This window comes from Vibrio fujianensis, from assembly GCF_002749895.1.
GTDB lineage: Bacteria > Pseudomonadota > Gammaproteobacteria > Enterobacterales > Vibrionaceae > Vibrio > Vibrio fujianensis.
The window spans coordinates 237,296-249,565 of record NZ_NBUS01000042.1; the positions used below are offsets into that span (position 1 = coordinate 237,296).

At 44.4% G+C, this 12,270-nt stretch carries 11 protein-coding genes; 5 read left to right on the plus strand and 6 right to left on the minus strand.

Features of this window, described 5'->3' with window-relative positions:
• From B7C60_RS10025 to B7C60_RS10035, 3 genes are all read right to left on the minus strand, one after another.
• The coding region (locus B7C60_RS10025) for a flagellin (protein WP_245869149.1) at positions 1-1,121 on the minus strand (1,121 nt) is incomplete at its 3' end.
• A 121-nt stretch (positions 1,122-1,242) separates the two neighbouring features.
• Positions 1,243-2,145, minus strand: a complete 903-nt coding sequence (locus tag B7C60_RS10030; protein ID WP_099611532.1) for a Dyp-type peroxidase — start codon at positions 2,143-2,145, stop codon at positions 1,243-1,245.
• A gap of 65 nt (positions 2,146-2,210) precedes the next feature.
• Positions 2,211-2,711, minus strand: coding sequence for a DUF2919 domain-containing protein (locus B7C60_RS10035; protein ID WP_099611663.1), 501 nt, complete (start codon positions 2,709-2,711; stop codon positions 2,211-2,213).
• A 171-nt stretch (positions 2,712-2,882) separates the two neighbouring features.
• On the opposite strand from B7C60_RS10035, the gene B7C60_RS10040 reads away from it, so the two are divergent.
• The 5 genes from B7C60_RS10040 to B7C60_RS10060 all read left to right on the plus strand — a co-directional run bounded on the left by B7C60_RS10040 (position 2,883) and on the right by B7C60_RS10060 (position 8,977).
• Positions 2,883-3,215 (plus strand): DUF2956 domain-containing protein, encoded by a 333-nt coding sequence (locus B7C60_RS10040; RefSeq protein ID WP_099611533.1) that lies wholly within the window; start codon positions 2,883-2,885, stop codon positions 3,213-3,215.
• 409 nt (positions 3,216-3,624) lie between these two features.
• Positions 3,625-5,259 (plus strand): sodium/sugar symporter, encoded by a 1,635-nt coding sequence (locus B7C60_RS10045; RefSeq protein WP_245869152.1) that lies wholly within the window; start codon positions 3,625-3,627, stop codon positions 5,257-5,259.
• Positions 5,260-5,326: 67 nt separating this feature from the next.
• Complete coding sequence (locus tag B7C60_RS10050; RefSeq protein WP_099611535.1) at positions 5,327-7,186, plus strand: DUF294 nucleotidyltransferase-like domain-containing protein; 1,860 nt, start codon at positions 5,327-5,329, stop codon at positions 7,184-7,186.
• A gap of 4 nt (positions 7,187-7,190) precedes the next feature.
• The gene (locus B7C60_RS10055) at positions 7,191-7,907 is read left to right on the plus strand and encodes a 3'-5' exonuclease (RefSeq protein ID WP_099611536.1); all 717 of its coding nucleotides are present in this window, start codon (positions 7,191-7,193) and stop codon (positions 7,905-7,907) included.
• A 71-nt stretch (positions 7,908-7,978) separates the two neighbouring features.
• Positions 7,979-8,977: a substrate-binding domain-containing protein gene (locus B7C60_RS10060; RefSeq protein ID WP_099611537.1), complete on the plus strand. Its 999-nt coding sequence runs from the start codon at positions 7,979-7,981 to the stop codon at positions 8,975-8,977.
• A 153-nt stretch (positions 8,978-9,130) separates the two neighbouring features.
• Here B7C60_RS10060 and galM read toward each other — a convergent pair whose 3' ends face one another.
• The 3 genes from galM to galT form a co-directional block, all read right to left on the minus strand.
• Complete coding sequence (galM, locus tag B7C60_RS10065) at positions 9,131-10,195, minus strand: galactose-1-epimerase (protein WP_170886592.1); 1,065 nt, start codon at positions 10,193-10,195, stop codon at positions 9,131-9,133.
• A 9-nt stretch (positions 10,196-10,204) separates the two neighbouring features.
• Entirely contained in the window at positions 10,205-11,365 is a 1,161-nt protein-coding gene (gene galK, locus B7C60_RS10070; RefSeq protein WP_099611538.1) for a galactokinase, read from the minus strand.
• Positions 11,366-11,657: 292 nt separating this feature from the next.
• The coding region (galT, locus tag B7C60_RS18855) for a galactose-1-phosphate uridylyltransferase (RefSeq protein ID WP_245869153.1) at positions 11,658-12,270 on the minus strand (613 nt) is incomplete at its 5' end.

Consider the following 12,270-nt stretch of genomic DNA (forward strand, 5'->3'; position numbering starts at 1 on the left):
GTTAAAGCTAAATTGGGTTGCTTTTTAGCCTGCGCAAGAATAGACGCACTGACTTGTTGAAGGATCTGCTGCTTGAGCATCTGGGTGGTTTCTTTTGCATAATCGGTGTCTTTAATTCGACGATGAGAATCCGCTAGATTTTCATGTGTATTCTCTAGGTTATTTATCGCATGACTAAAGCGATTTTGCAGAGCACCCAGTTCGGCTCTATGACTATCGACATACTGTAGCGCGGTATCTAACACTGACACCGCTTTCTGAGCTCCGCCCACCGAGGTAATGTCGAGATCATGCACAGAATCATAACCATCAAGCCCAAGTTGTAGTTCATCTGCCAAGCCTCCACTGAATGATAACGTACCCGCCGTTTCTTGCCCTGGCATATAAAGTTGCAATTGTCCTTGCTCATTGACCGAAGCCGAAAGAGATTCAGTTTGCCCATTAATATAAGTGGCAAGCTGTTCAATATTATCTCCCGCCTTGGCTTGTACGGTTATTTGCTGGTTATTACCTGAGGCATCAAGATAGTCGATCGTCAAATCTCGACGTGCTTGGCTCACTACCCATTGAGCATTAACTGATCGGGCTGAGAGATAGCTAAAGCCTCCCATATCCAACGTATCTGAACGCATATTTTTTAAAGAAAGCGAAACCGCCTCACCAGATGCCGCGCCAATTTGAAAAGATGACTGACCAAATGAACCATTAAGTAACCGTCTTCCGGCAAAAGAGGTCGTTTCTGCAATGCGATTAATTTCATCATCCAAAGCGGTCATCTCTTCTTGCAGAGCTTGCCGTTCAGCATGGCTATTTGAACCATTCGCCGATTGCAGCGACAAGTCTCGCATTCGCTGCAACAAGGATGTGGTTTCTTGCATAGCACCTTCAGCGGTCTGCATGATAGAGATACCATCATTCGCATTACGCACCGCAACATCCAATCCGCGCATTTGCGTCGCCAGACGGTTAGTAATTTGTAACCCTGCCGCATCATCTTTAGCTCGATTAATTCGAAAACCTGAAGATAAACGTTCTAACGATTGGTTTAGCCTTTCCGTAGCGTTATTGAGATGACGCTGAGTCATTAACGCAGAAACATTGGTATTCACCGTCATTGACATTCGGTATGATCACTCCCACTTAACGGTTACTTTGACGTAACTCCGTTATCGACCACTCATGAAAAAACTTGAAATAAAATGCCGGACGAAAGCCCGGCAGAAAGAAGGGAAAATACGGAACCTACTGAATCGTTAATGCCGCTAGCATCTCTTGTGATGGCGCAAAGAAATACGCCCCTGTGACGGCATGAGTAAAGCGTAATAACTGATCCGTTTTACCATCGGTAACACCATACATGCTTTCCAGCATTACCTTAAAATTATGCAGTGTTTGGCAGTAAGCAATGAATAATAAGCCGTGTTCACCACTGGCCGTCCCATAGGGGAGGCTATGGCGAACAATTTTCAGCCCCCTACCTTCTTCTTTAATATCCACGCGCCCAACATGCGAGGCTGCGGGTACCTGTTCGAGTTCAACGGAGTCTGGCTTGGTTCGGCCAATCACTTTTTCCTGTGCCGACACGTTCAACCTGTCCCAAGCAGGTAAATTATGCACAAAGCGTTGCACCATCACATAGCTACCACCTGCAAATTCACCTTCAGGAATAATCGCCACCTCTCGACGCTGTTCATCTGTTGGATTCTCTGTCCCATCGATAAAACCGGTCATATCTCGGGCATCGAGATAACGGAAGCCATAAGTTTCGTCGACCACATCAACCGCATCAGCCACATGGCTTAAACATTTACGCATGACATAAAACAGCAGATCATGCCGTTTGGAATGGCAGTGGATGAGCACGTCTACATCGGTACTTGGCGCTTGTATTTCTCCTTCACCAAGCACAGGAAAATCGATTAACTCTTCAGGCATTGGAGCATTTACACGCTGCCAGAATGGCTTGCTAAAGGCCAGAGATAACGTCAGTTCCGCCCCTGGTTGTGTACGATTAATCTCCTCCACTAATGCGGGAAGTGCTTGTAATTGTTCCAGTACCTTTGCATGGTGTTGTTTAATCTTCAAAATGCTGTACAGAGCAAACGGCTCTGCATCTGGTAAAATGGCTGACTGTGGCATTGACATAAGGCATCCTCACTTTGCTTTTTTACACAGTGTAATCGAAAGATAATCTATGGTTTTGATGCCGATCATAGCTTCTCTGCAACTCTGCATCCCTCTCCTGGTAAATGCGCAGAAGATGAGAAAGCATCAAAGCAGTCTTTTACTCGCTGACTACGAGCAAGATACAAGAAAAACCATAATAAAATTAATAATGTCAAAGCGTTAGCCCACTGAAAAACGCCGTGTTGCAGATAAATATGGTAGAGTGTTTGTCCCCCTTGAATGACTAGCGTTAACAAAGTTAACGTTCGGCCCCAAGCAACCCAAAGCCAAACATACCAACGTTTAATGTGCCTTAAATGAATCAGCCACATCAGGATCATGCTCGGTAGCCCAGCCACTAACCCTACGTAGAGCATTTGTGTATCTGGGTAGATAAGGCTAAGAATCGTAGGGCCATGTTCACGACTCACGCTAGCCAGAACTAACACCACCCAAGCTCGAGCTAAAAATAGCCACCCTAGCCAAAGCCACAGAGAAGCCTTCAAGTAACCATGTGTATCATAATGTTCAAAAGAATAACGCATCATATTGGGTCGATGGATAAAATCACTGTCAATACTTTAACGTAATCATTAGAAATAACCTACTCCCACGAGAGGGGTATTCTCTGTTGCTTGCTGAATAATTGAATGCCTTGTCGTTTGAGAAAAAGAGTCACAACATGCTAATCTACTGGGAAAATAGAAGGATTATCCATGAAAAAAACCACCGTCCCCTCTCCACAAACGCAACAAGAAGCGATGTCAATCGCCAAAGCTACGCAAAAACCAGGTCAAACCAAAGAACAAACTAAACTGATTGCACAAGGCATAGAAAAAGGCATTGCGTTATATAAGAAGCAGCAAAAAGAGAAAAGCCGACAAGCAGATAAAGCACGTAAAAAATTATTGAAAGAGCCAGCAAAACCAAATGATAACCATGTACCTGTATTCGCAGCGACCTCATCTCCATCTTTCTCTAAACGAATGATATTACCTTGGATCTTACTCATCATTAGCTGGGCCGGATTTCTATTATTTCTGTATTAATCTATTATTTCTGCATTAAGGTGTTAAGCGCAGAATCATCACACCATGCCACGGCGACATTCACTTTTGTCGCCCCCTACTAAGGTCTGTTGACCTTAGCGATGCTATGCTGACCATCCAATCTAACTAACGAGCGTTTTTATGATCATAAATTCGCACGGTTATTTCTACTCGCCGCTTGTTCCAGCTTCACGACGCTTAATCAACTTGATTAATAACAGGCAAAAATTGGAAACGATACCAAAAAAAAACCAAACGCAAAAAAAAGCAAATAAAAAATAACTAACTGATAAATAAAAAATTAAAAATCAAATGGCCACTAATTGGCTAAAATGTGATCCCAACATCATCCAGTTAAAATGGAAACGTTTACAATCTTGCGTAAAATATACTTAGCATTAGGAACAAAATGATGTCCCACATACAAAATGGTTTGAGTTTTATCGACATTATGGTGTTTGCAATCTATGTTGCTATCATCATCGGTGTCGGCCTTTGGGTATCCCGCGATAAAAAAGGGATAGAAAAAAGTACTGAAGATTATTTCTTAGCTGGGAAATCTCTTCCTTGGTGGGCAGTCGGAGCCTCGTTGATTGCTGCTAACATTTCTGCCGAGCAGTTTATTGGGATGTCAGGTTCGGGCTTCTCTATCGGCCTTGCGATTGCCTCTTATGAATGGATGGCAGCCATTACTTTAATTATCGTGGGTAAATATTTCTTACCCATTTTTATTGATAAAGGCATCTATACCATTCCTGAGTTTGTCGAGAAACGTTTCAATAAAAACCTTAAAACCATTTTAGCCGTCTTTTGGATCGCTCTTTATGTATTCGTTAATCTGACTTCTGTCCTTTATCTCGGTGGCTTAGCTTTAGAAACCATCCTCGGTATTCCATTGATGTATTCGATTGCAGGACTTGCACTCTTTGCACTGGTCTATTCGATTTATGGTGGTTTGTCAGCCGTCGTGTGGACAGATGTTATTCAAGTATTCTTCCTTGTGTTAGGTGGCCTACTTACCACATATATGGCCGTCGGCTTTATCGGTGGAGACGAAGGTTGGTTTAGTGGATTATCACAAATGGTAGATGCAGCACCAAACCACTTTGAGATGATTCTCGATCAAAGTAATCCTCAATATATGAACTTACCAGGCATCGCGGTACTTATCGGTGGGTTATGGGTTGCAAACCTATACTACTGGGGATTTAACCAATACATCATTCAACGCACTTTGGCAGCAAAATCAATTCAAGAAGCACAAAAAGGGATTTTATTTGCTGCTTTTCTAAAATTGATTGTTCCATTTTTAGTTGTGATTCCTGGTATTGCCGCTTATGTCATCACCAATTCGCCAGAATTAATGGCTAATATGGGTGAACTTGCGATGCATAATATTCCTACCGCAGCACACGCGGATAAAGCCTATCCTTGGTTAACACAGTTCTTGCCTGTTGGTTTAAAAGGCGTGGTCTTTGCGGCACTTGCAGCAGCGATTGTTTCCTCACTCGCTTCCATGCTTAACTCAACAGCAACCATCTTTACGATGGACATTTACAAAGCATATATTGCGCCACAAACGGGCGATCATAAACTGGTAAATGTGGGGCGTATCACGGCTATTGTCGCCTTGTTTATTGCTTGCTTAATCGCGCCAATGCTCGGTGGTATTGGTCAAGCATTCCAATACATTCAGGAATATACAGGCCTAGTTAGCCCAGGCATTCTAGCCGTATTCTTACTGGGTCTATTCTGGAAAAAAACCACCAGTAAAGGAGCTATCACTGGCGTTGTTCTTTCTATTCCATTTGCTCTGTTCCTTAAATTTATGCCAATCAATATGCCATTTATGGATCAGATGCTATACACCTTACTCTTTACGATAGTGGTGATTGCCTTTACCAGCTTGAGCACATCGGTAAATGACGACGACCCGAAAGGAATTACCCTGACATCATCAATGTTTGTCACCACGAAAGGATTTAATATCGCCGCCTACGCGATTACCATTATACTTGCCGTTCTTTATACCATTTTTTGGTAAGCTTCCTCGGCCAGACTATAAAGCCCCGCTTCACCAAGGGGCTTTATCCCATCAAAGTGAGTGAAATATGCACCAAGAATTACTCCCTAATATCGTGTCATTCTTACAGTCCATTACACCTTTTGAACAACTCAAACCTGATATTCTTAATCAAATAGCAAAATCCGTCGACATACTCTACCTTGGTCAAGATGAATACCTCGAAGCAACACCAAATTCAGAACAGCACTTTATTTACCTCATTCGAGCTGGTGTAATTGAACAACGGTACTTAGATCATACCCTGCGTTCAAGGTTAGGAGAGTACGATATATTTGGCTTTAGTTGGCAAACGGACGCCCAAGCGCTTTATCATGTGATCGCGATTGAAAATACACTGCTTTATCGCATCAATTATGACACTTTGTTTACTCTTGTCTCTGCCTATCCTGACGTTGTAGCTCAATTCTCGCCCAATATCCCCACTCGACTTTCTCATACACCAAAGACAACGTTATCCACTCAAGCTAAAGATATTTTCTTACTCCGCGTCTGTGATGTACTTAATCGAAATATCCTTATCGTCGCCCCTGAAACAACAATCCAACAAGTCGCATATCGTATGCACAATGAACTACGCAGCCCATGTGCTGCCATCGTTGATAACAAAAAATTGATCGGCTTGGTCACAGATAAAGACATGACGAAACGAGTCGTCGCACAAGGGTGGGATATTCAGCGCCCTATATCCAGCATCATGACGACCGACTTACATACCGTTCATGATGGCGATCTGGTTCTCAAAGCTACTGAATTAATGATGCAATACCACATTCAAAACATTCCAGTGATTGATGCCAGCCAACAAATTATGGGCATCATCACACCGCAGCAATTAATCCAAAAACACAGTATTCAAGCGATTTTCCTAACTGAAAAAATCACTCACGTTGACTCCGTTCAGTCACTGATTGCTCTGTCCCATGAACGCGATGCTATCTTTGAAGCGCTGGTTGAAAATCAGGCTTCAGCAAGTATTGTGGGGCAAATGATGGCAATGATATATGATGCTTTTACTTGTCAACTATTAAAATTAGCCGAAACACATTTAGGCTCAGCCCCCTGTGCCTATGCTTGGATTGTAGCGGGTTCACATGCTCGCAATGAAATTCATCTCAGCTCAGACCAAGATAATGCGCTTATTTTAGACGATTGTGTGACAGATAAAGACCGAATTTATTTTAGCCATCTCGCCATGTATATGTGCAAAGGTTTAGCCGAATGTGGATACTCACTTTGTACAGGGCGTTTTATGGCCGTCACTCGTCAGTGGTGCCAGCCACTAAAAGTCTGGCAGGAATACTATCGAAAGTGGGCCAGAACACCAGAATATGATCAATTGCTCAAGCTTAATGTGTTTATTGAAATTCGATATATAGCAGGTGATAAATCACTATTTGATCAACTCGACACGTATCGACATGCACGAATTACCCACAATAGTAAATTGATGGCCGCCTTAGTCTGTAATGCGCTAAAAACACGCCCACCATTAGGGATTTTCAACAATCTGGTGTTAAAAAAAGATGGCAACAGCGGTGAGAAAACTCTTGATATCAAACATTCGGCGATCAATTGCTTAGTCGATATGGCAAGGATTTATGCCCTCAATGAGGGAGGTCATATGTTAGATACTGAAACGAGATTAGCGTTTGCCCATCAAAAGTCACAGCTCAGTGATAGTACCTATCAAGACTGCTTAGGTATTTATCAGTATTTAACCCATTTACGTCACCAACATCAGGTAAAAGCGTTACAAAACGGGCAAGAAATCAATAACAAACTTCTCCCTAGCCAGTTTGGAAGTTTCGAAAGGCAACATCTTAAAGATGCTTTTCGTATTATTTCAGGCCTTCAAGAGGCGATGCGTATGAAATTCGGTCAATAAAACCATGCTATTTTCATCCTCACCATTAAAATGTCTGGCCAAGCAACGCCTGCAAACCATTAAACAATGCGTCAATTTTCCCCCAGCAATAGATCAATTGCTGACGTCACCGCTTCCTTTACCTGATGATGATGTACGTCAACAAACCTTAATCGCCTTAGATTTTGAAACGACAGGATTAAATCCTAAACAAGATCAAATCATCAGCATCGGCTGGGTGCCGATTATACAAAATGTCATTCAATTATCCGGCGCTCAACATTTTTTAGTGAAACCGTTATCACAAAAAAATCATCAACAAGCGGTTATTCACCATATACTGCCGGAAATGCAACAACAAGGGATACCACTTAAGCAAGGAATTGATATATTATTCCAACAATTAGCCGGAAAAGTGTTATTAGCTCATGGTAGTGTTATCGAACGTCAGTTTCTCGCTCATTATATCCAACAGCAAGGTTGGCCTAGTCTGCCCTTAATTTGGTTAGACACACTAAAAATCGAACAAACATACCATCGATACTCTTGGTGCTCCCATGCGCGAGTAAAGCAAGATTGGCGCTTAAGTTATCTTCGTAAATGCTACCACTTGCCTGATTATCAGGCACACCATGCACTCTCCGATGCAATCGCCACTGCTGAGCTTTATCTTGCCCAGTTGAAACGGCTATTTGCTAAAGAATACATTCCTTTAGAGACGCTAATGAGAGCCTCTCTTTAGACTAACTTGGTAGACTCACCAACCAGTCAGGTGAGTGTGCTCATCACGATTAAAATAAAGGCTCATGACCCATGGCTACAATTAAAGATGTCGCAAAAGCGGCTGGCGTATCCGTTGCTACCGTTTCACGCGTGGTTAATAAATCCCCGAAAGCAAGTCAATCGTCAATCCAGGCCGTTACGGAAGCGATGAAAGCGCTCGGTTATCGACCCAATGCCGCCGCACGTGCTCTAGTGAGTCAAAGCACCAATACCATGGGGGTTTTAGTCTCTGATGTTTCTGATCCTTTTTTTGGTACTTTAATCAAAGCCGTTGATACCATTGCCCGAGAAAATGGCAAGCACCTGTTGATCGGTAACGGCTACCATAACTCACATGATGAACGGCAAGCCTTAGAGTTATTGATCAACAATCGTTGTGATGCGCTCGTTATTCACGCTAAAGGCCTATCTGATGACGAGTTGATTCGTTACGCTGAAGAGGTCAAAGGGATGGTATTGATTAATCGTCATATCCCAGAGCTTGCTGAGCGCTGTATTTCCCTTGATAACCGCAAAGGATCATTCCTCGCGACAGAATATTTAATTCGTCACGGGCATTGTAAAATCGCCTGTATCGCCTCTTCCCACAATATCGAAGATACTGACGAACGTCTGCAAGGTTATCAAGCCGCGCTAACAGCCTATGGTATTGAGCTTCCCAAAAGTTATATCGAGTACGGCGATCCCAATAGTGATGGCGGCGAAATCGCCATGACCAACCTGCTAACCAAGTCATTAGAGATAACTGGAGTGGTGGCCTATAACGATCACATGGCAGCAGGGGCATTAGCGACATTAGAGCAAAATAGCATTGAGGTTCCGAATCAAATCTCTATTGTTGGCTTTGATGATGGCTTAATTGCTCGTTTTGTTCACCCAAGCCTAACGACCATTCGCTACCCAATCGAGATGATGGCGGAACGCGCCGCCCGTTTGGCTTTGGCGCTATCACGTGATGAAGTGATTGAAGAAGAAACGGCGATATTTACTCCAACGCTAGTGCGTAGAAACTCGGTTGAACGTCGTTGATTATCGATAATTCACCAATCGAACACTCCAAAACCCGCTCGGATTATTGAGCGGGCTTTTTCTTTGAGCACTTGTCGAGACGATATGGATTCTAGCTCAAGGCTTCGTTCGGTTTTGTAGACTTCACGTCAACGCCTGCCGCAAATTCCCAAGCTAAAATTCAAACTGATAAGTAGTTTGATGCTGGTAGCCCCCCTCAGCACTCAACATTCCACGGTTAAGTCCCCATTGTGGTTGGTTTGGCCCGTCTGGAAAGTATTGTGTTTCCAATGCTAGGCCATCGTAGCGTTCATAAGTTTTACTTGCACCCGGCGTACCAGCTAAGAAATTACCTGAATAGAACTGGATGGCAGGTTTGGTGGTTTTCACCTTCATCACCACATCTTCTTTTGGTGCAATTAAAACTGCGGCGACTGATACCCCATCGGTCACTTCAGGCATGAATACAAAGGCGTGATCGTAGCCACCAGCAGTTTTCTGATCTTGCTCTGCAAGAAATTCTTGGCCAATCAATTTGGGCTCGGTAAAGTCGAAACTGGTGCCCGAAACTGGCTTTTGTTCACCAGTAGGAATTAACTCCGCATCTGTTGGCAAATAATGCCCAGCGTTAAGCTGTAAAGTATGATCCAAACTTTTTGCACTACTCGCCTCTCCGGCTAAGTTAAAATAAGCGTGATTGGTTAAATTAACAGGGCAAGCCTTATCCGAATGAGCTTCATAGTTGATAGCCAGTTGGTTCTCATTCGTTAACATATAAGTCACTTTAACATCCAGATTACCCGGGTAGCCTTGGTCGCCATCTGGAGAGTGAAGCGCAAACACAACTTGTTGTGTTTGCTGCTTCACCACTGTCCAACGTCTTTTATCAAACCCATCCCAACCACCATGTAAGGAGTTTTCACCGTTATTAATACCAAGTTGGTACTTCTCTCCGTCTATCTCAAACTGCCCTTTCGCAATTCGGTTAGCAAAGCGGCCAACAATGGAACCGAAGTAAGCGTCTTGCTTCATGTGTTCAACCATATTTGGTGAACGCAACAACACTTCACGGTTTTCACCATTTACCGGTAATGTGCAACTCAACCACGTCGCACCGATATCCATAAACGACGCCGTCATACCATTTGCGTTAGTTAGATGAATCAGATTCGCAGTTTGGCCATCAAACGACGGCATTTGCGCCATCGCTTGTTCTAGTTGTTCAAAATAGATTTTCATCGTCAGTCCTTACAGCACTTCAACTAAACCGGCACCATTTTTGGCTTGGCACACATAAATCGACGCTGTTAAGCCCGTTGCTGCTTGATATTTTGCTTCAACCGTTGCTTTTACTTCATCGACTAGCGCTGGCGGAACGAGGGCAACAATACATCCCCCAAAACCACCGCCTGTCATGCGCACGCCGCCTTGCTCTCCGATCACCGCTTTGACTATCTCCACCAGCGTATCGATCTCTTTTACGGTAATTTCGAAATCATCGCGCATTGAGGCGTGAGACTCGGCCATCAGCTCGCCCATACGCTTCATGTTGTGTGCTCGTAGCGCTTGCGCCGCTTGCACCGTACGATCGTTTTCTGTGATGACGTGACGAGCACGTTTTGCCACCATTTCATCCAGCTCAGCCACTTTCTCGTTGAACTGCTCAATCGTCACATCACGCAACGCTTTCACACCGAAAATGCGTGCCGCTTGTTCACATTGCTGACGACGCGTATTGTATTCACTGTCGACCAGACCACGTTTTTTGTTTGAGTTGATGATCACCACCGCCATCTCTTCCGGCATCGATACCGCTTCGGTTTCAAGACTACGGCAATCTAATAGCATCGCATGATTTTCACGCCCTTGCGCTGAAATCATTTGATCCATAATGCCGCAGTTACAACCGACGAATTCGTTCTCGGCTTGCTGACCGTTTAAGGCAATTTCCGCTTGGCTGATCTCAAGATTGAACAGCACTTTAAACGTTTGACCGATCACCACTTCCAATGCCGCCGATGAGCTCAAACCCGCGCCTTGAGGCACGTTGCCGCTGACTGAAATATCTGCACCTGTGAACGAGTAACCGCGTGCAAGAAGGCACTTCACCACGCCGCGAATGTAGTTCGCCCACATTTTATCTGGCCGGAAGGTAATGGCTTGCGTGATATCGAATTCATCCACTGCGTTGCCGTAATCGACCGAGACCACCCGCACGATATTGTCTTCACGCTTTGCGGCTGCAACCACGGTTTGGTAGTTAATGGCACATGGCAACACAAAACCATCGTTGTAGTCAGTGTGCTCACCAATCAGGTTCACACGACCAGGCGCTTGGATAATATGGCTTGGCACGTAGCCCAACACTTGCTCAAATGACGCTTTCACATTTTGGATAAGTTCAGACATAAGGATATTCTCTTAAAATAGTAATTTGATGTCGGATAGCGCGTTGAGCCTAATTTTCTATCGGTAAAGTCGCGCTATCCCGTTATTCGTAATCAGTCCAATTTAAAGACTTATACCCAAACAACTTGAAGTTGCAGGTAGGCGGCAAATGAGTGACAAACTTGTCTGGAACAAATTTGAACAGCCGTAGGCCTGGCCTTTGGTGAGCGCCACGGATGGCTCTCATCATCCCCATGAGCATAGATATGCTATGTGATTGGGGTGAACGAATGCAGCCAATACCGCTGCAGCTTCAAGTAAGAAGGGTATAGCATTCTTTGTAATGGACATCACTCACATCGCGCAGACGCTGCGCCGCTTGCTCGGCGGTGAGATCACGTTGGCTTTCTGCTAGCATTTCGTAGCCCACCATGAACTTACGAACTGTGGCACTGCGCAGGAGTGGCGGATAAAAAAGTGCATGAAGTTGCCAATGGTCAATGTCAGTGCCTTGTTCAAAAAACGGCGCGTAATGCCAGCCCATCGAGTAAGGGAAAGAGCATTGGAATAAATTGTCGTAACGGCTGGTCAGCTTCTTGATCGCTCGCGCTAAATCGTCTCGTTGCTCATCGCTAAGTTCGCTCATGCGACGAATGTGCGTTTTCGGCAACAACATGGTTTCGAACGGCCAAGCCGCCCAGTAAGGCACCACCGCCAGCCAGTGTTCGGTTTCCACCACGATCCGTGAGCCGTCTTTGAGTTCCGCTTGTACGTAATCCACCAGCAAGTTGCTGCCGTGTTCTTGGTAGTACGCTTTTAGATTGTGCTCTTTGCGCTCGATTTCATTGGGTAAGAAGCTGTTCGCCCAGATTTGACCGTGTGGATGCGGCTGAGAACAGCCCATGGTTTCGCCTTTGTTTTCGAAC

Coding starts and splice junctions, on each gene's coding strand:
- B7C60_RS10050 (WP_099611535.1), top strand. CDS start 5,327: ATGCACCAAGAATTACTCCCTAATATCGTGTCATTCTTACAGTCCATT.
- B7C60_RS10035 (WP_099611663.1), bottom strand. CDS start 2,711: ATGCGTTATTCTTTTGAACATTATGATACACATGGTTACTTGAAGGCT.
- B7C60_RS10055 (WP_099611536.1), top strand. CDS start 7,191: ATGCTATTTTCATCCTCACCATTAAAATGTCTGGCCAAGCAACGCCTG.
- galM (WP_170886592.1), bottom strand. CDS start 10,195: ATGAAAATCTATTTTGAACAACTAGAACAAGCGATGGCGCAAATGCCG.
- B7C60_RS10045 (WP_245869152.1), top strand. CDS start 3,625: ATGATGTCCCACATACAAAATGGTTTGAGTTTTATCGACATTATGGTG.
- galK (WP_099611538.1), bottom strand. CDS start 11,365: ATGTCTGAACTTATCCAAAATGTGAAAGCGTCATTTGAGCAAGTGTTG.
- B7C60_RS10030 (WP_099611532.1), bottom strand. CDS start 2,145: ATGTCAATGCCACAGTCAGCCATTTTACCAGATGCAGAGCCGTTTGCT.
- B7C60_RS10060 (WP_099611537.1), top strand. CDS start 7,979: ATGGCTACAATTAAAGATGTCGCAAAAGCGGCTGGCGTATCCGTTGCT.
- B7C60_RS10040 (WP_099611533.1), top strand. CDS start 2,883: ATGAAAAAAACCACCGTCCCCTCTCCACAAACGCAACAAGAAGCGATG.